The organism is Frigoribacterium sp. PvP121, assembly GCF_017833115.1.
In the GTDB taxonomy this organism is placed as follows: domain Bacteria; phylum Actinomycetota; class Actinomycetes; order Actinomycetales; family Microbacteriaceae; genus Frigoribacterium; species Frigoribacterium endophyticum.
Genome location: NZ_JAFIBR010000001.1, coordinates 651,934 through 669,991, shown reverse-complemented (window position 1 = coordinate 669,991; position 18,058 = coordinate 651,934). Strand labels below are relative to the sequence as shown.

Below are 18,058 nucleotides of genomic sequence, written 5' to 3'. Positions count from 1 at the left end.
AGTCTTGTCACAGCCCAATCGGCTGAAATCAACTGATTAAAAGTACGCGGCATCCGCCCTGCGGTCAAACGACCGGGCTCCGGGCATTTGTCCACACTGTTGAGAACTTCGATTGCGGGGGTCATACTCATCCGAACTAAGGTGGGTACTTCCTGCTCCAGATCCCTGTAACCACGGGGAATTCGCGGCTCTCCCGGCTCAGACGACGATCGTCCACCGGTGGAGAAAGCTGTGCATAACTTGGTGCAGGAGAGATCCTCGTGCGGGCCCGACCGGGCCGCGCCGAACGACAGCCGGGGCCCCCTCGCGCACCCGACAGGAAGTGATGACCCGTGGCGAACACCGTCGATCCGGTCCAGGACCTCTGGCGGTCCGTCCTCGCCACCCTCACGACCGACGACCGGATCACCCCCCAGCTCCACGGCTTCATCAGCCTGGTCGAGCCCAAGGGCGTGCTCGGCGGCACCCTCTACCTCGAGGTGCCGAACGACCTGACCCGCGGCATGCTCGAGCAGCGCATCCGCACCCCCCTGCTCGAGTCCATCGCCGCCCTGGGCGACACCTCGGTCGCGAGCTTCGCCATCACGGTGAACCCCGACATCACGCCCGACACCCTGACGCAGCAGCCCGAGGAGTCGGAGCCCGTCCACTACATCGAGGCGCCGTTCGTCCCCACCCCGGTCGAGTCCCCCTCCTCGGGCAAGCGGAACGACTCGCGCCTGAACCCGAAGTACAGCTTCGACAACTTCGTGATCGGGGCGTCGAACCGGTTCGCCCACGCGGCGGCGGTCGCCGTGGCCGAGGCGCCGGCCAAGGCGTACAACCCGCTCTTCATCTACGGCTCGTCCGGGCTGGGCAAGACGCACCTCCTCCACGCCATCGGCCACTACGCCGAGACGATGTACCCGGGGATCCGGGTCCGCTACGTCAGCAGCGAGGAGTTCACGAACGACTTCATCAACTCGATCGCCAACAACCGCTCGAACCTCTTCCAGCAGCGGTACCGCGAGATCGACATCCTCCTGATCGACGACATCCAGTTCCTGCAGGGGAAGGACTCCACGCAGGAGGCCTTCTTCCACACCTTCAACACCCTGCACGACCACGACAAGCAGCTGGTCATCACGAGCGACCTGCCGCCGAAGCACCTCACCGGCTTCGAGGACCGCATGCGGTCGCGCTTCGAGTGGGGCCTGATCACCGACGTGCAGGCGCCCGACCTCGAGACCCGCATCGCCATCCTCCGCAAGAAGGCGCAGAGCGAGAAGCTCCAGATCCGCGACGAGGTGCTCGAGTTCATCGCCACGAAGGTGTCGAGCAACATCCGCGAGCTCGAGGGCACCCTGATCAGGGTCACGGCCTTCGCGAGCCTGAACCGGACGGCGGTCGACCTCTCGCTCGTGCAGACCGTGCTCAAGGACCTCATCACCCTCGACGAGGACAACGTCATCGCGCCGGTCGACATCATCAACCACACCGCGGACTACTTCAAGCTCTCGGTCGACGACCTCTACGGGTCGTCCCGTTCGCAGGCGATCGCGACCGCCCGGCAGATCGCGATGTACCTCTGCCGCGAGCTGACCAGCCTCTCCCTGCCGAAGATCGGGCAGCTCTTCGGCAACCGCGACCACACCACCGTCATGTACGCGAACAAGAAGATCAGCGAGCTCATGAAGGAGCGCCGCTCGATCTACAACCAGGTGACCGAGCTGACGAGCCGGATCAAGCAGGACACCCGCTACAAGTAGGGGAGTCGAGGCCGCTGCTGCGCGCCTCCCCGACGGACCGCCCCGACGGGCGTCGACCTCGTGTCGACGCCCGTTCGTCGTCCCGTGGGCCGGTGGGAGGCGCCCCGCGCCACGCCAGGACCGGGGACGATCCCACAGTGTGGATAACCTGTGGAAACTCGTGGACAACTCGGGGGCTCGTTGTGGGGAGATCGCCTCGACCTGTGGGAACGGCCCTGGGGAGCGAGGTCGGACGCCCCGGGTTCCCCCTCCGACTTCCACACTCCGTGCACAAGTCACAAACGTGTAGTTCCCTCTGGCCGCGGGGTTTTAAACAGGTTATCCACACTGTGCACAACGGTTAAGACTGTTAATCCTGGATTACAAGAAATTGATCGAGAGACAACCTTGTGGACAGCGGGCTGCCCTCCGGAGCCCCGGGACCACCTGCCTCATCGCTGTGGCAGTATTGGCGGGCAATCCACCGGTGCGTAGTCGAACAGGGGTCCCCGCGTGAAGTTCCAGGTCAACCGTGACGTCTTCAGCGATGCCGTCTCGTTCGCGGTGAAGCTCCTCCCGCAGCGCACGACGCTCCCGATCCTCAGCGGAGTCCTGATCGAGGCCGACGCCGACGGGCTCACGCTCTCGTCGTTCGACTACGAGGTCTCGGCCCAGACGAGCATCGCGGCGGAGGTCGACGAACCGGGCACGATCCTCGTCTCCGGCCGCCTCCTCGCCGACATCGCCAGCCGCCTCCCCAACGCCCCGGTCACCTTCGCCACCGACGAGAACCGCATCGCCGTCAGCTGTGGCTCCGCCAACTTCTCGCTGCTGAGCATGCCCGTCGAGGAGTACCCGACCCTCCCCACCGTGGGCGCGCAGTCGGGCGTCGTCCCCGGCGACGCCTTCTCGCTCGCCATCTCGCAGGTCGCCGTCGCCGCGTCCCGCGACGACGTCACCCCGGTCATCACCGGCGTGCAGCTCGAGGTCTCCGAGAACTCGCTCTCGCTCGTGGCCACCGACCGCTACCGCGTCGCCGTCCGCGGCATCGAGTTCGACGCGGGCACGACCGGCGGCGCCGAGACGACCACCGCGCTCGTCCCGGCCCGCACCCTGCAGGAGGTCGGCAAGACCTTCGGCAGCGCCACGACCGTCGCCGTCTCGATCACGGGCAGCGACGACCGTGAGCTGATCGCGTTCCAGGCCGGTGACAAGACCGTCACGTCGCTGCTGATCAAGGGCAACTTCCCCCCCGTCAAGCGGCTCTTCCCCGAGACCGTCGAGAACTACGCCGTGATCAACACGGCCGAGCTCGTCGAGTCCGTCCGCCGCGTCTCGCTCGTGCTCGAGCGCGAGGCGGCCCTCAGGTTCACGTTCACGATCGACGGGCTCACGCTCGAGGCCATCGGCAGTGAGCAGGCGCAGGCATCAGAGTCGATCGACGCGTTGTTGACGGGGGAGGACACGGTGGTCTCGTTGAAGCCTCAGTTCCTCCTCGACGGCCTCGGAGCGGTCCACTCCGAGTTCGTGCGGATCTCCTTCACCAAGACGGAGAACCCGAACAAGCCCGGTCCCGTGCTGATCACCAGTCAGTCCTCGAGGGACCAGGCCGGCGCTGACAGCTACAAGTACCTGCTGCAGCCCAACCTCCTCCTGCGCTGACGCGCACCACGACGAAGGCGCTCAGACGGCGCCTCCACTGAACGAAGGAATCTCATGCACATCGGCCTCGTCGGTCTCGGCAAAATGGGCAACAACATGCGCGCTCGCCTGCGCAACGCGGGCATCGAGGTCACCGGCTACGACGCCAACCCCGCCGTCTCCGACGTCGCGGACCTCGGCGCGCTGGCGGCGGCTCTGCCGTCGCCCCGCCTCGTCTGGGTGATGGTGCCGCACGGCCAGATCACCGACGCGGTCATCAAGGACCTCGGCGAGGTGCTCGAGCCTGGTGACCTGGTCATCGACGGCGGCAACTCGAAGTGGCTCGACGACGAGGTCCACGCGACCCTCCTCGACGCGAAGGGCATCCGCTACATGGACGCCGGCGTCTCGGGCGGCGTCTGGGGCCTCGAGAACGGCTACGGCCTGATGGTCGGCGGCGACGCCGCCGACGTCGAGCGCGCCATGCCCGTCTTCGACGCGCTGCGCCCCGAGGGCCCCCGCGCCGAGGGCTTCAGCCACGCCGGCGGCGTCGGCGCGGGCCACTACGCGAAGATGGTCCACAACGGCATCGAGTACGCGATCATGCAGGCCTACGGCGAGGGCTACGAGCTCCTCGAGGCCAAGGGCCTCGTCGAGGACGTCCCCGCGGTGTTCAAGGCGTGGCAGCGCGGCACGGTCGTGCGCTCCTGGCTGCTCGAGCTCATGGTCCTGGCCCTCGAGGCCGACCCCAAGCTCGAGACGCTGTCCGGCTACGTCGAAGACAGCGGAGAGGGTCGCTGGACCCTCGAGGAGGGCATCGCCCACGCCGTCCCGATGCCCGCGCTGAGCGCCTCGATCTTCGCGCGCTTCGTGTCGCGCCAGGGCGAGGGCTCGCCGACCATGAAGGCCGTGGCTGCCCTGCGCAACCAGTTCGGCGGCCACGCGGTCAAGAAGGCCTAGTCGCCTCACCGGCCCGCGTGCGAGTACTGCATCTCAGCCTGACCGACTTCCGGAACTACGCGTCCGCTGAAGTCGCGCTCGCGCGCGGGCCCAACCTCTTCGTCGGCAGCAACGGCCAGGGCAAGACGAACCTGGTCGAGTCGCTCGGCTACCTGGCGAGCCTCGGTTCGCACCGGGTGTCGTCCGACGCCGCGCTGATCCGGCAGGGCACCGACTCGGCCATCGTGCGGGCCCGCCTCGAGGCGGGCGACCGCGAGCTCCTCGCCGAGGTCCAGATCAACCGGTCGTCGCCCAACCGGGCGCAGGTCAACCGCGGAGCGATCAAGCCCCGCGAGCTGCCGCGCTACTTCACCAGCGTCCTCTTCGCGCCGGAGGACCTCGCGCTCGTCCGGGGCGAGCCCTCGGGCCGCCGCCGCTTCCTCGACGAGCTGCTCGTGACCCGCTCGCCCCGCCTCGCGGGCGTCCAGGCCGACTACGAGCGGGTGCTCAAGCAGCGCAACACGCTCCTCAAGTCGGCCCGCGCCTCCGGCGTCAAGCCGAACCAGCTCGGCACCCTCGACATCTGGGACGAACGGCTCGTCGCGCTCGGCAGCGAGATCGTCGTCGCCCGCGACCAGCTCGTCGCCGACCTCGCCCCCGAGGTCGCCCGGTCGTACGCCGCCGTCGCCGGCGAGGACCACGCCGCCCGGCTCTCGACCGTCCTCAGCATCCGGGGCTCCGTGCCCGACGACGAGACCACCGCGGCGGAGGCGCCGAGCGAGTCGATCCCGCCGGCGGAGGTCCCCGAGGTCTTCCGCCAGGCGCTCGCGCGGGTGCGGCCGTCCGAGCTCGACCGCGGCCTCACCCTCGTCGGCCCGCACCGCGACGACCTCTTCCTCTCGCTCAACGCGCTGCCGGCCCGCGGGTACGCCAGCCACGGGGAGTCGTGGTCGTTCGCCCTCGCGCTCAAGCTCGCGTCGGCCGCCGTCATCCGTACGGACTCCGCGACGGGCGACCCGGTGATCGTGCTCGACGACGTGTTCGCCGAGCTCGACGGGTCACGGCGCGAGCGCCTCGCCGACGCCGTCGCCGACTACGAGCAGGTGCTCATCACCGCCGCGGTCGAGGGCGACGTGCCCGCCCGCCTCAAGGCGCACACGGTGCGCATCGCGAAGGGCACGATCGTCGAGCAGCCCGCTGCGGCCGGCGAGGCGGCGCCGGCGGAGTCGGCGGCGCCGGCCGAGGAGGCGGCGACCCCGTGAGCGACGACCCGACCACCCCGGCGACCGAGCCTGCCCCGGCGGCCGAGCCCGCGCCTCCCCGGGGCGACAACGAGGCGCAGCGCGTGTACCTCCGCTTCCGGCGCGTGTTCGGCGACCCGAACGGCCGGTCGCGCGACGGCCGTCGCCGCAAGGCCATCAAGCTCGGCTCGCCGAGCCAGCCGTTCGGCACCGGCCGGGAGCCCCGCGGCATCGCCGACGTGCTCGCGACCGTCACGACCGAGATGGGCTGGAGCTCGCCGCTGGCGCAGTCCGAGCTGATGACCGCGTGGCCCGACATGGTGGGCGAGGAGCTCGCCGCGCACTCCGACCCGGTGTCGATCGACGACGGCACGCTGACCGTGCAGTGCGACTCCACGGCGTGGGCGACGCAGCTGCGGCTCATGCGCGGGACGGTCACGACGACCATCGTCCAGAGGTACCCCGACGCGGGGATCCAGTCGGTGCGTTTCCTGGCACCCAACGCCCCGTCCTGGAAACGCGGCCCCAGATCGGTTCCAGGGCGTGGTCCTCGCGATACTTACGGCTAGGGAGGGTGAATCGTCCAACCGGCTCGTGAAAATCCGTCTGTGGGCGGATCTCGCCCTACGGGGGACACGCCTGCGGTAGACTCTGAGGGTCGTCTGACCGCTCTGCGCGCCCGCGTGTCGCAGCGGGGCGACACCCCTCGTCCCGTCCGGCAGGAGCCCCCACGCACATGTCACCGAACCCCACCGACGCCCAGCCCGACGACTCCTACGGCGCCAGTGCGATCCAGGTTCTCGAGGGCCTCGAGGCCGTGCGCAAGCGGCCCGGCATGTACATCGGCTCGACGGGGCCCCGCGGTCTGCACCACCTGGTCTACGAGATCGTCGACAACTCGGTCGACGAGGCCCTGGCCGGCCACTGCGACCACATCGAGATCACCATGCGTGAAGACGGCGGCGTGCGCGTCGTCGACAACGGCCGTGGCATCCCGGTCGACGTCCACCCGATCGAGGGCCGGTCGACCGTCGAGGTCGTGCTGACCGTCCTGCACGCCGGCGGCAAGTTCGGCGGCGGCGGCTACGCCGTCTCCGGCGGCCTCCACGGCGTCGGCAGCTCCGTGGTCAACGCCCTCTCGAGCGAGCTCGACGTCGAGGTCCGCCGCCAGGGCAACGTCTACCGCCAGAGCTTCACCGACGGCGTGCCCGTCGCGCCGCTCGCCAAGGGCGAGGCCGACGACACCACCGGCACCACGATCACCTTCTGGCCCAACGCCGAGATCTTCGAGACGGTCGACTTCGACTACGAGACCCTCCGCACCCGGTTCCAGCAGATGGCCTTCCTCAACAAGGGCCTCCGCATCGAGCTCAGCGACGAGCGCGTGCAGGAGGAGGGCGTCGAGGCCCGCCACGACGTCTTCCACTACGAGAAGGGCCTCGTCGACTACGTCGAGTACCTCAACACCGTGAAGAAGGTCGAGACCGTCCACGACGACATCATCGCCTTCGAGCAGGAGGACGTCGAGCGCAAGATCTCGCTCGAGGTCGCCATGCAGTGGAACACCTCCTACCAGGAGAGCGTCCACACCTACGCGAACACGATCAACACGCACGAGGGCGGCACCCACGAAGAGGGCTTCCGCGCCGCGCTGACGACGCTGATCAACCGCTACGCGCGCGAGAAGAACCTGCTCAAGGAGAAGGACGACAACCTGTCGGGCGACGACGTCCGCGAGGGGCTCACCGCCGTCATCTCGATCAAGCTCGGCGAGCCGCAGTTCGAGGGCCAGACGAAGACCAAGCTCGGCAACACCGAGGCCAAGTCGTTCGTGCAGAAGGTCGCCGGCTCGCAGCTCAACGACTGGTTCGACCGCAACCCGAAGCAGGCCGCCGAGATCGTCCGCAAGGGCATCCTCGCGTCGCAGGCCCGCCTCGCCGCTCGCAAGGCGCGCGAGCAGACCCGTCGCAAGGGCGTCCTCGAGTCGAACGGCATGCCCGGCAAGCTCAAGGACTGCCAGAGCAAGGACCCCTCGCTCTCCGAGATCTTCATCGTCGAGGGCGACTCGGCCGGCGGCTCGGCCGTCCAGGGGCGCAACCCCGAGACGCAGGCGATCCTCCCGCTCCGCGGCAAGATCCTCAACGTCGAGAAGGCGCGCCTCGACCGCGCGCTCGGCAACAACGAGGTGCAGGCGATGATCAAGGCGTTCGGCGCCGACATCGGCGAGGACTTCGACCCCGACAAGGCGAGGTACCACAAGATCGTCCTGATGGCCGACGCCGACGTCGACGGCCAGCACATCACGACCCTCCTGCTGACGCTGCTCTTCCGCTACATGCGCCCGCTCATCGACCTCGGCTACGTGTACCTCGCGCAGCCGCCTCTGTTCAAGCTCAAGTGGAGCAACGCGCCCCACGAGTACGTCTACAGCGACGCCGAGCGCGACGCCATGCTCGTGCAGGGCCGCGCCGCCGGCAAGCGCATCCCGAAGGACAACGGGATCCAGCGCTACAAGGGCCTCGGCGAGATGGACTACAAGGAGCTGTGGGAGACGACCATGGACCCGGACACGCGCACCCTCCTCCAGGTCACCCTCGAGGACGCCGCGGCCGCCGACACGATCTTCGACACGCTGATGGGCGAGAACGTCGAGTCGCGCCGTGCCTTCATCCAGCAGAACGCGAAAGACGTGCGCTTCCTCGACATCTGATGCGCGCCTCCGGCTGAGCCGGAGCACGCCCGCGCCCCGCGGAGACGACCGGGGCACACCACGACAGACGGAGAATCATGGCCGACGAGCCGACCCAGACCCCCGAGGGCGACGACGCCGAGGGCACCCCCACCTTCGCCCCGGCGATCAAGCGCGACAGCATCGAGCAGGTCGACCTGCAGCTCGAGATGCAGCGCTCGTACCTCGACTACGCGATGAGCGTCATCGTCGGGCGTGCCCTGCCGGAGGTGCGTGACGGCCTCAAGCCCGTCCACCGCCGCGTGATCTACGCGATGTACGACGGCGGCTACCGCCCCGACCGCGCGTTCTCGAAGTGCTCGCGCGTCGTCGGCGACGTCATGGGCCAGTTCCACCCGCACGGCGACACGGCGATCTACGACGCGCTCGTCCGCCTCGTCCAGCCGTGGAGCCTCCGCTACCCGCTCGCCCTCGGCCAGGGCAACTTCGGCTCGCCCGGCAACGACGGCGCCGCCGCCCCCCGGTACACCGAGACGAAGATGGCCCCGCTCGCCCTCGAGATGGTCCGCGACATCGACGAGGACACCGTCGACTTCCAGGACAACTACGACGGCCGCACGCAGGAGCCCGCGATCCTGCCGAGCCGGTTCCCGAACCTCCTCGTCAACGGCTCGGTCGGCATCGCCGTCGGCATGGCGACGAACATCCCGCCGCACAACCTCCGCGAGGTCGCGGCGGGCGCGCAGTGGTACCTGCAGAACCCCGAGGCCACCCGCGAAGAGCTGCTCGAGGCGCTGATCCAGCGCGTCAAGGGCCCCGACTTCCCGACCGGCGCGCAGATCCTCGGCGTCAAGGGCATCCAGGACGCCTACCGCACGGGCCGCGGCTCGATCACGATGCGCGCGGTCGTCTCGGTGGAGGAGATCCAGGGGCGCACCTGCCTCGTCGTCACCGAGCTGCCGTACCAGGTCAACCCCGACAACCTCGCGATCAAGATCGCCGAGCTCGTCAAGGACGGCCGCATCGGCGGCATCGCCGACATCCGCGACGAGACCTCCGGCCGCACCGGCCAGCGCCTCGTCATCGTGCTCAAGCGCGACGCCGTCGCCAAGGTGGTGCTGAACAACCTCTACAAGCACACCAGCCTGCAGGAGAACTTCGGCGCGAACATGCTCGCCATCGTCGACGGCGTGCCCCGCACGCTGGCGATCGACGGCTTCATCTCGGCGTGGGTCGACCACCAGATCGAGGTCATCGTCCGTCGGACCCAGTTCCGGCTCAAGAAGGCCGAGGCCGACGCGCACATCCTCCGCGGCTACCTCAAGGCGCTCGACGCCCTCGACGAGGTCATCGCGCTCATCCGCCGCTCGCCGACGGTCGAGGAGGCGCGGGGCGGCCTGATGGAGCTGCTCGACGTCGACGAGATCCAGGCCTCCGCCATCCTCAACCTCCAGCTGCGCCGCCTGGCGGCCCTCGAGCGCCAGAAGATCCAGGACGACGCCGACAAGCTCGAGCGCGAGATCGCCGACTACAAGGACATCCTCGCCAAGCCCGAGCGCCAGCGCAGCATCGTCAGCGACGAGCTCCAGGAGATCACCGACAAGTACGGCGACGACCGCCGCACCGAGATCATGTTCGGCTTCGACGGCGACATGAGCGTCGAGGACCTCATCCCCGAGGAGGAGATGGTCGTCACCATCACCCGCGGCGGGTACGTCAAGCGCACGCGGAGCGACAACTACCGCAGCCAGCACCGCGGCGGCAAGGGGGTGCGCGGCGCCCAGCTGCGCGCCGACGACGTCGTCGACCACTTCTTCGTGACGACGACGCACCACTGGCTGCTCTTCCTCACGAACAAGGGCCGCGTCTACCGCGCCAAGACCTACGAGCTGCAGGAGGCCGGGCGCGACGCCAAGGGCCAGCACGTGGCGAACCTGCTCGCGATGCAGCCCGACGAGTCGATCTCGCAGGTGCTCGACATCCGTGACTACGAGGTCGCCCAGTACCTCGTGCTCGCCACCCGTGACGGCCTGATCAAGAAGACGGCGCTCACCGAGTACGACACCAACCGCACCGGCGGCATCATCGCGATCAACCTCCGCGACGACGACGAGCTCGTCTCGGCGCTGCTCGTCGACGAGAGCGACGACCTGCTGCTGGTGTCCCGCCACGGCATGTCGCTGCGCTTCACCGCGACCAACGACTCCCTCCGCCCGATGGGGCGCTCGACCTCGGGCGTGAAGGGCATGACCTTCCGCGAGGGCGACACCCTCCTGTCGGCGTCGGTCGCCGACGACACGGGCTACGTGTTCGTCGTCACCGAGGGCGGCTACGCGAAGCGCACCGCCGCCGACCAGTACCGCGTGCAGAACCGCGGCGGCCTCGGCATCAAGGTCGCCAAGCTGGCGGAGGCGCGGGGCGACCTGGCCGGCGCCCTCATCGTCGGCGAGGACGACGAGGTGCTCGTCGTGCTCTCGAGCGGCAAGGTGGTACGGTCTGCCGTGGCCGAGGTGCCGGCCAAGGGCCGTGACACCATGGGCGTGGTGTTCGCCCGCTTCGCCGCTGATGACCGAATCATCGCCGTGGCGCGCAACACCGAACGGAATCTCGTGGCACAGTCCGACGAGGCCGTCATCGACGCGGTCGGTGACAACGAAGCTGTGCCCGCCGTGAGCCCCGGCGACGTGATCGACACCGTCGAGAACGCTCCGGAGCCCGCCGTCGAGCCCGCTGACGACAGCACGGAAGAGGAACCGATCAATGAGTAGCGTCGCTGACAGACTCCAGAGCAAGGCCAAGAAGCCCTCCGGCACCAAGCAGGTCCGACTCAAGCTCGTCTACATCGACTTCTGGTCGGTCGTGAAGCTGTCGTTCCTCATCGCGGTGGCCCTCGGCATCATCACCATCGTCGCGACCTTCCTGATCTGGCTGATCCTCAACCAGACCGGGATCTTCAACGACCTCGACACCCTGCTGCGCGACATCCTCGGCGACCAGAACTTCTCCCTCCAGGACACCTTCTCGATCGCCCAGATCATGCTCTTCAGCATCGTCGTCGCCGTGCTCAACGTCGTCGTCGGCACCGTCATCGGCGCCATCGTCGCCGTGCTGTACAACCTGAGCGTCCGCGTCACCGGCGGCCTGCTCGTGGGATTCACAAACAACTGAACCGGCTCACGGGCCGAGCAGACGCTCGATTCGTGAACTCCGTCGTCGTGCTGTAGGCTTTACGACGGTCCGGGGGCTATAGCTCAGGCGGTTAGAGCGCTTCGCTGATAACGAAGAGGTCACAGGTTCAAGTCCTGTTAGCCCCACTCCCGTGAGAACCACCGACGGGTTCCCCGGTGCGGTTCACCCCGCCGAACGGGGCCTTAGCTCAGTTGGTAGAGCGCCTGCTTTGCAAGCAGGATGTCAGGAGTTCGATTCTCCTAGGCTCCACGAAAAATTGGCCTTTCCCTGCTCGTTTCCCTTCGGGGAAACTCGCGGGGATTTTTCGTTCGTGCTCGTTGGCTGCGCCGCCGCTCCTGCGGCGCAGCGCGCCGCAGATCCAGTCCCCGAAGGGGGAGGCGCAACGTCGCTTCGCTCGTTGCGGGTGACGTCGCTTCGCTCGTCACCTGCCGGGCGACGTCGCTTCGCTCGTCGCCACGGGGGGGCGGACGTGCGAGAGGGCCCGCTCCGGGGGGAGCGGGCCCTCTCGGGGGTGGTGCGGGGGCGACTAGGCCTTGGTGTCGGCGTCGTCGTCGGCGACCCAGAGCTCGTCGTCGGCTCGGAGGGTCTGCACGGCGGCGAACACGATGCCGCCGAGGGCGATCACACCGAGGCCGATCAGCAGCACGCCGCCGACGCCGGGGCCCGACTTCTTCTTCGAGGGCACGTACTTGGCCGCGACCTTCGAGCCCTGCTTCTTGGCGTTCTTGACGGCCTTCTTCACCTTGGGGTCGTTGACCAGGTCGAGGCCCGAGAGGTAGGAGGCGACGGCCGGGTAGACGTCGTGCTTCCAGCGGTCCTGTGCGACGGCCGCGGCGTGCGAGCTCGCGGCGAGGCCGGAGGAGACGGCCGGGCGCACGTTCGAGTCGACGGCGCCCTTGACGCGCGGCACGACCGTCTTGTTCGCGTACTTCACGCCGTGGTCACGGGCGTCGCCGATGACCTTGCCGGCGTGGCCGAGGACCTCACGCTGCTCCGACCACACGTCGACCGCGTGCTTCTTGAACTTCTTCAGTTCTTTCTTCTGCTTGCGTGACAGGGCCACAGTGTTCCTCCAACGACTAGTAGGCAACGGGTGAGTACGATGCTGGCCTCCCAGTGTGGCACGAGGCATCCTGGCAGGTAACACCGCGATCGCTGGGCACCCGCTGGGGGGTCCGGGCCCTGTGGGAGAATGGCGCTCATGTCCACGCACACTGCTGTCGCCACCCTCACCACCAACCTCGGCACGATCAAGGTCGACCTCTTCGGCGACCACGCCCCCAAGACCGTCGCCAACTTCGTCGGCCTCGCCACCGGAACGATCGAGTGGACCCACCCCGCCACGGGCAAGGTCAGCACCGACAAGCTCTACGACGGCGTCGTCTTCCACCGCATCATCAAGGACTTCATGCTCCAGGGCGGCGACCCGCTCGGCCAGGGCGTCGGCGGCCCCGGCTACCAGTTCGACGACGAGATCCACCCCGAGCTGAACTTCAACGCCCCCTATGTCCTCGCCATGGCCAACGCCGGCACCCGCGGCGGCAAGGGCACCAACGGCTCGCAGTTCTTCATCACGACCGTGCCCACCCCCTGGCTGCAGGGCAAGCACACCATCTTCGGCGTCGTCTCCGACGACGAGTCGAAGAAGGTCGTCGACGCGATCGAGGCCGTCAAGACCGACGCCCGCGACAAGCCGATCGACGACGTCGTGCTCGAGAGCGTCACCATCGACGAGGTCTAGGTGACCGACGCTCCCCGGAACGCCGCGAACTACTGCTACCGCCACCCCGACCGGCAGAGCTTCGTGCTCTGCCAGCGGTGCGGGCGCACGATCTGCGGCGAGTGCCAGACCCCGGCCGCGGTCGGCGTGCACTGCCCCGAGTGCGTCCGTGAGGCGCGCGGCTCCGCGCCGCGCGTGAAGCCGGCCGTCGTGACCCGTTTCCGCGGGGCCGCTGCGGCGGGGAAGCCCGTCGTGACGTACAGCATCATGGCCGTCACCGCGGTCGTCTTCCTGCTGCAGCTGCTCACCGGCGTCGGCAACGGCGTCGTCACGCAGGCGCTCGTCTTCTACGCCCCGGTCGAGATCCAGCAGCCCTTGCGCATGGTCACGACCATGTTCGTCCACGGCAGCTTCTGGCACATCCTCTTCAACATGTACTCCCTGTACATCTTCGGAGCGGAGCTCGAACGGCAGCTCGGGCGGGCCCGGTACGCGGCGCTGTACTTCATCGCCGGCATCGGCGGGTCGGCGGCGGTCGCGGTCCTGGCGCCGTCCTCGGTGGTGCTGGGCGCCTCCGGTGCGGTCTTCGGCCTCATGGCCGCGTTCTTCGTGATCGCCCGCAGCCTCGGCAGCCGCAGCATCCAGCTGCTGGTGCTCGTCGCGATCAACCTCGCCCTCGGTTTCATCCTGCCGAGCGTCGCCTGGCAGGCCCACGTCGGTGGCCTGATCGCCGGAGGCGCGGTGGCGTTCCTGTACTCCAAGACTCGTCACCGGTCGAAGCACGTGCTGCAGACCGGCGTGCTGGTCGCCCTCGGCGTCGCGGTGGTCGCGATCACCCTGCTGAGGTCGGCCCAGCTGATCGGTCTGCTCTGAGCGCCGAGCGCCGTCCCGGCTCGAACGCCTGAACGACAGAAGAGGCGGCTCCCCTGTGGGGAGCCGCCTCTTCTCGTCTGTGCCGTGCCGCCGTGACCTGGACTTTCTCTCCAGTGTTCTCCACAGGGAGTTATCCACAGGCTTATTAACACTGGGGAGAACTACGCGCGGGTAGTTCCGAAGACCCGTTCGAGCGGGCCGCGACGCGGAGAGCCCGCGTCAGCGCCAGCGGGTGGTCATCAGGAAGCCGACGAACATGATGCCGAAGCCGATCAGGATGTTCCACGAGCCGAGCGACTGCACGGGCAGGGTGCTCTGGCTGACGTAGAAGACCACGATCCAGGCGAGGCCGACCAGCATGAAGCCGAACATGACCGGCTTGAACCAGACCGGGTTCGGCGCCTCGGCGGAGGACTGAGCCTCGCCGGAGCGGGCCTCGCGGGCGCGGGCGGGCTTCGTCGTTCGGTTCTTGTCAGTGGCCATGGCGCACATACTAGCGTCCCGGGTCCTGGAGGAGCCCTGGCCCTGCCCTCGGTGAACGGCGCGTGACGGCCGCTTTCCCGCACGGGTGCAGCACGTAGGATCGAGCCATGGATGACGACTCCCGCCGGTCCCGTGGCCGACGCCGTGCCGCTGCGCCGACGCCGCCACGGCCCCGCCGGCCCCGACGACGCGTCTCCGTCGTGGGGGTCCTCGGCGAACTGCTGATCACGGCCGGCGTGCTCGTGCTGCTGTTCATCGGGTGGCAGCAGTGGTTCAACGACCTCGTCGTCGCCGACGAGCACCGAGACCAGGCGTCGCAGCTCAGCGAGCAGTTCGAGCAGCAGGCCACCGCGGCGCCCACCGAGGTGCCCGAGGGCGCCGACCCGCCGGTGACGGCCGCGCCGGCCGAGGCGCAGACCTTCGCGAACTTCTACGTGCCCCGCTTCGGCGCCGACTACGCCGTGCCCATCGCCGGCGGCACGAGCACGGTGCGCACCCTCAACAAGATCGGCATCGGCCACTACGACGAGACGCAGATGCCCGGCCAGGTCGGCAACTTCGGCATCGCCGCGCACCGCACGACGTACGGAGCGCCGTTCAACAAGATCGCGGACCTGCAGCCCGGCGACAAGATCTACGTGCAGACGCAGGACGGCTGGTACACCTACACGTTCCGCAACCTGCAGTACGTGCCGGCGACCCAGGTCTCCGTGCTGCAGCCGGTGCCCGACGCACCCGACGTGAGCGCCGCCTCCGGCGAGCGTCTCATCACGCTGACCAGCTGCAACCCGATGTTCACGGCGCAGGAGCGCATCGTGGCGTACGGGGTCTTCGACGGATGGTCGCCCCTCACCGAGGTGCCGGCCGAGCTGGCCGCGGCCGGAGTAGGAGCCTGACCATGTACTCGAGCCTCTGGCGCGTCCTGCCCGGCCCCTGGTGGGTGCGGCTGTTCCTCGTCCTCGTGCTGCTCGCAGCCGTCCTGTTCGCCCTCGTCGAGTGGGTCTTCCCGTTCGTGAACGAGATCATCCCCGCCCCTGACGTCACCGTGGAGACCCCGTGACCCGAGTACTCGTCGTCGACAACTACGACAGCTTCGTCTACACCCTGAACGGCTACCTGCAGCAGCTGGGCGCCGAGACCGACGTCGTGCGCAACGACGCCTTCGCCCCCGCCGACGTCGCGGCGCGCATCGCCGAGTACGACGCCGTCCTGCTCTCGCCCGGCCCGGGCACCCCCGCCGCCGCGGGGGTCTCGATCGACGTCGTGCACGCCGCGCTCGAGGCCGACCTGCCCCTGCTCGGCGTGTGCCTCGGCCACCAGGCGATCGCGGAGGCGATGGGCGCGACCGTGACCCACGCCGAGGAGCTCATGCACGGCAAGACCTCGCAGGTCAGCCACGACGCGAGCGTCATCTACGACGGCGTCCCGCAGCCCTTCACGGCCACGCGCTACCACTCGCTGGCCGTCGTCGACGAGACCGTGCCGACCGACCTCGAGGTCACCTCGCGGACGGACGGCGGCGTGATCATGGGCCTGCAGCACCGCTCGGCGCCCGTGTACGGCGTGCAGTTCCACCCCGAGTCGGTACTGACCCAGGGTGGTTACCGAATGATCGGCAACTGGCTCGGAGTGGCAGGCCTGCCGGAGGCGGCGGTCACCGCCCGCGGGCTCGACCCGTTGACGGGCCGCCGCTGACGGCAGGGCGCACCGGGGCTCCCCGGGGCGCCGGGGCTGCTCGGGGCGCCGGGGCTACTCGGCGCTGCAGACGCCCAGCTGGATCGCGGAGCCCTGCGGCTGGTCGCCCGGCGGCAGGGACTGCGTCGAGACGCTCTGGCCCGAGCAGCCGGCGTCGGGGTAGGTGCCGACCACCAGGCCCAGCTCGTCGCCCAGCACGCTCATCGCCGCCGTCACCGACTGGCGCGTGACGTCGGGCACCTGCACGAGGCCGTTGGAGACGACGAGGTCGACGGTCGTGCCCTCGGCCACCTGCTCCGCCTCGGCCGGGTCGGCCTCGAGGACGCCGCCCGCGGGGACGTCGGTCGAGTAGTCGGTGGTCTGCGTGCCCTCGGTCAGCCCGGCGCCGGTGACGGCGGCCCACGCGGCCGCGACGTCGAGCCCCTTCAGGGCCGGCACGGCGACCATGGTCGGCCCCGACGAGACCTGCAGGGTCACCTCGGTCTCCTCCGGCACCTCCGTCGTGCCCTCGGCGGGGGAGGCGCCGATGACCTGGTCGACCGGGACGGAGTCGCTGGGCACGTCGGCGCGGACGGCCACCAGCCCGACGTCCTCCAGCGCCGCCGCGGCGTCGTCGTAGCTCATGCCCACGACGGCGGGCACGGTCGAGCCCGAGGCCGTCGCGATCTCGGGGGGCTTGATGTTGGCGACCCAGAAGACGACGGCGAGCACGACGATGGCCACGAGCACGATGCCGGCCCAGATCCAGGCGACCGGCGGTCGCGTCTGCGTGCGCTGCGGCCGGTCGTTGTCGTCGGAGGAGAGCTCTTTCAAGGCGGCGTCGCTGCCGACCGCGGAGAGCGCGTCGACGCCGAACATGGTCGCGTTCGCGTCGTGCACGGGCTGCCGACGGGCCGGAGCGCGCCCCGCGGCGGCCGCGGCGACGTCGTCACGGAACTCGGCCGCGGTCTGGAACCGCTCGAAGCGGTCCTTCGCGAGGGCCCGGAGCACGACGGCGTCGAGGCCCGGCGAGACCGCCGGGACGATCGTGCTCGGCGGGACCGGGGCCTCGCTGACGTGCTGGTAGGCGACGGCGACCGGCGACGAGCCCCGGAAGGGCGGCCGGCCGGTGAGCAGCTCGAAGAGCATGACGCCGGTCGAGTAGAGGTCGGAGCGGGCGTCGACGGTCTCGCCGCGTGCCTGTTCAGGGCTGAAGTACTGGGCGGTGCCGAGGATCGCCGTCGTCTGCGCCACCGTGGCGGCCGAGTCGGAGATGGCCCGGGCGATGCCGAAGTCCATCACCTTCACCTGGCCCGAGTGGGTGACCATGACGTTGCCGGGCTTGATGTCGCGGTGCACGATGCCGGCGCGGTGCGAGTACTCGAGGGCGGTCAGCACGCCCTCCGTGAGGCGCGCCGCCTCGGCGGGCTCGAGCGGGCCCTCGGCGACGATGTCCTTGAGCAGGCGGCCCTCGACGTACTCCATGATGATGAAGGGCACCTGCACCTCCTGGCCGCGCGCGTCGCGGGCGGACTCCTCGCCGGCGTCGAAGACGCGGACGATGGTGGGGTGCGCCATGCGGGCGGCCGCCTGGGCCTCCTGGCGGAAGCGGGTGCGGAAGGCCGGGTCGAGCGCCAGCGAGGGCTTCATCAGCTTGATCGCGACCTTGCGCCCCAGCCGGGCGTCGGTGCCGACGTGGACGTCCGCCATCCCGCCCCGACCGATGAGATCGCCGATCTGATACCGGTTGGCGAGGAGGTGGATGCCCTCTCTCACGCCTTCAACCACGCCCTGCACTCCCGTCGCGACCGCAGGTCGGATCAGCGGTCCTCGCAAGTGTACTTGTCGCCCCGCCCCCCATCCGGGTCGCGCGGTACGCCGG

General features: G+C 69.2%; 16 protein-coding genes and 2 tRNA genes. 15 read left to right on the top strand and 3 right to left on the bottom strand.

The window, feature by feature from the left end:
- The first annotated feature begins 332 nt into the window (after positions 1–332).
- The 10 genes from dnaA (at position 333) to JOE43_RS03150 (ending at position 11,675) form a co-directional block, all read left to right on the top strand.
- Entirely contained in the window at positions 333–1,748 is a 1,416-nt protein-coding gene (gene dnaA / locus JOE43_RS03195; RefSeq protein ID WP_209514640.1) for a chromosomal replication initiator protein DnaA, read from the top strand.
- A gap of 492 nt (positions 1,749–2,240) precedes the next feature.
- Positions 2,241–3,389 (top strand): DNA polymerase III subunit beta, encoded by a 1,149-nt coding sequence (dnaN, locus tag JOE43_RS03190; RefSeq protein ID WP_185230697.1) that lies wholly within the window; start codon positions 2,241–2,243, stop codon positions 3,387–3,389.
- A gap of 54 nt (positions 3,390–3,443) precedes the next feature.
- Complete coding sequence (gnd, locus tag JOE43_RS03185; protein ID WP_209514638.1) at positions 3,444–4,328, top strand: phosphogluconate dehydrogenase (NAD(+)-dependent, decarboxylating); 885 nt, start codon at positions 3,444–3,446, stop codon at positions 4,326–4,328.
- 17 nt (positions 4,329–4,345) lie between these two features.
- Positions 4,346–5,569 (top strand): DNA replication/repair protein RecF, encoded by a 1,224-nt coding sequence (gene recF, locus JOE43_RS03180; RefSeq protein ID WP_209514635.1) that lies wholly within the window; start codon positions 4,346–4,348, stop codon positions 5,567–5,569.
- On the top strand, positions 5,566–6,117 hold the full coding sequence (locus tag JOE43_RS03175) for a DUF721 domain-containing protein (protein ID WP_209514633.1): 552 nt from the start codon (positions 5,566–5,568) through the stop codon (positions 6,115–6,117). The genes recF and JOE43_RS03175 overlap by 4 nt, the downstream gene beginning before the upstream one ends.
- A gap of 167 nt (positions 6,118–6,284) precedes the next feature.
- Entirely contained in the window at positions 6,285–8,258 is a 1,974-nt protein-coding gene (gene gyrB / locus JOE43_RS03170; protein WP_056058114.1) for a DNA topoisomerase (ATP-hydrolyzing) subunit B, read from the top strand.
- Between the two features lie 77 nt (positions 8,259–8,335).
- Positions 8,336–11,005 (top strand): DNA gyrase subunit A, encoded by a 2,670-nt coding sequence (gene gyrA / locus JOE43_RS03165; protein WP_209514631.1) that lies wholly within the window; start codon positions 8,336–8,338, stop codon positions 11,003–11,005.
- The gene (locus tag JOE43_RS03160) at positions 10,998–11,405 is read left to right on the top strand and encodes a DUF3566 domain-containing protein (RefSeq protein ID WP_167260946.1); all 408 of its coding nucleotides are present in this window, start codon (positions 10,998–11,000) and stop codon (positions 11,403–11,405) included. Before gyrA ends, JOE43_RS03160 begins: the two co-directional genes overlap by 8 nt.
- Before the next feature lie 72 nt (positions 11,406–11,477).
- Positions 11,478–11,551 (top strand) — tRNA-Ile (locus JOE43_RS03155).
- Between the two features lie 51 nt (positions 11,552–11,602).
- Positions 11,603–11,675: transfer RNA gene (locus tag JOE43_RS03150), tRNA-Ala, on the top strand.
- A 277-nt stretch (positions 11,676–11,952) separates the two neighbouring features.
- On the opposite strand, the gene JOE43_RS03145 is transcribed toward JOE43_RS03150, so the two are convergent.
- Positions 11,953–12,489: a hypothetical protein gene (locus JOE43_RS03145; RefSeq protein ID WP_209514629.1), complete on the bottom strand. Its 537-nt coding sequence runs from the start codon at positions 12,487–12,489 to the stop codon at positions 11,953–11,955.
- Between the two features lie 138 nt (positions 12,490–12,627).
- Between JOE43_RS03145 and JOE43_RS03140 the strand changes: the two genes are divergently transcribed.
- Together JOE43_RS03140 and JOE43_RS15420 are read left to right on the top strand one after the other, a co-directional pair.
- On the top strand, positions 12,628–13,167 hold the full coding sequence (locus JOE43_RS03140; protein WP_056059244.1) for a peptidylprolyl isomerase: 540 nt from the start codon (positions 12,628–12,630) through the stop codon (positions 13,165–13,167).
- Positions 13,168–14,019, top strand: a complete 852-nt coding sequence (locus JOE43_RS15420) for a rhomboid family intramembrane serine protease (RefSeq protein WP_209514627.1) — start codon at positions 13,168–13,170, stop codon at positions 14,017–14,019.
- Positions 14,020–14,238: 219 nt separating this feature from the next.
- Here JOE43_RS15420 and JOE43_RS03130 read toward each other — a convergent pair whose 3' ends face one another.
- A complete protein-coding gene (locus tag JOE43_RS03130; protein ID WP_209514625.1) occupies positions 14,239–14,502 on the bottom strand; it encodes a cell division protein CrgA in 264 nt (87 codons plus the stop codon).
- Between the two features lie 107 nt (positions 14,503–14,609).
- Between JOE43_RS03130 and JOE43_RS03125 the strand changes: the two genes are divergently transcribed.
- The 3 genes from JOE43_RS03125 to JOE43_RS03115 are packed head-to-tail and all read left to right on the top strand — an operon-like array spanning position 14,610 to position 16,197.
- Positions 14,610–15,398: a class E sortase gene (locus JOE43_RS03125; RefSeq protein WP_209514624.1), complete on the top strand. Its 789-nt coding sequence runs from the start codon at positions 14,610–14,612 to the stop codon at positions 15,396–15,398.
- A 2-nt stretch (positions 15,399–15,400) separates the two neighbouring features.
- On the top strand, positions 15,401–15,562 hold the full coding sequence (locus JOE43_RS03120; protein ID WP_167260938.1) for a hypothetical protein: 162 nt from the start codon (positions 15,401–15,403) through the stop codon (positions 15,560–15,562).
- The gene (locus JOE43_RS03115; protein ID WP_209514622.1) at positions 15,559–16,197 is read left to right on the top strand and encodes a gamma-glutamyl-gamma-aminobutyrate hydrolase family protein; all 639 of its coding nucleotides are present in this window, start codon (positions 15,559–15,561) and stop codon (positions 16,195–16,197) included. The genes JOE43_RS03120 and JOE43_RS03115 overlap by 4 nt, the downstream gene beginning before the upstream one ends.
- 54 nt (positions 16,198–16,251) lie before the next feature.
- On the opposite strand, the gene pknB is transcribed toward JOE43_RS03115, so the two are convergent.
- Entirely contained in the window at positions 16,252–17,952 is a 1,701-nt protein-coding gene (pknB, locus tag JOE43_RS03110) for a Stk1 family PASTA domain-containing Ser/Thr kinase (RefSeq protein WP_209514619.1), read from the bottom strand.
- Between the last annotated feature and the right edge of the window lie 106 nt (positions 17,953–18,058).

Coding starts and splice junctions, on each gene's coding strand:
- gnd (WP_209514638.1), top strand. CDS start 3,444: ATGCACATCGGCCTCGTCGGTCTCGGCAAAATGGGCAACAACATGCGC.
- JOE43_RS03160 (WP_167260946.1), top strand. CDS start 10,998: ATGAGTAGCGTCGCTGACAGACTCCAGAGCAAGGCCAAGAAGCCCTCC.
- JOE43_RS03125 (WP_209514624.1), top strand. CDS start 14,610: ATGGATGACGACTCCCGCCGGTCCCGTGGCCGACGCCGTGCCGCTGCG.
- gyrB (WP_056058114.1), top strand. CDS start 6,285: ATGTCACCGAACCCCACCGACGCCCAGCCCGACGACTCCTACGGCGCC.
- JOE43_RS03140 (WP_056059244.1), top strand. CDS start 12,628: ATGTCCACGCACACTGCTGTCGCCACCCTCACCACCAACCTCGGCACG.
- gyrA (WP_209514631.1), top strand. CDS start 8,336: ATGGCCGACGAGCCGACCCAGACCCCCGAGGGCGACGACGCCGAGGGC.
- JOE43_RS03130 (WP_209514625.1), bottom strand. CDS start 14,502: ATGGCCACTGACAAGAACCGAACGACGAAGCCCGCCCGCGCCCGCGAG.
- JOE43_RS03120 (WP_167260938.1), top strand. CDS start 15,401: ATGTACTCGAGCCTCTGGCGCGTCCTGCCCGGCCCCTGGTGGGTGCGG.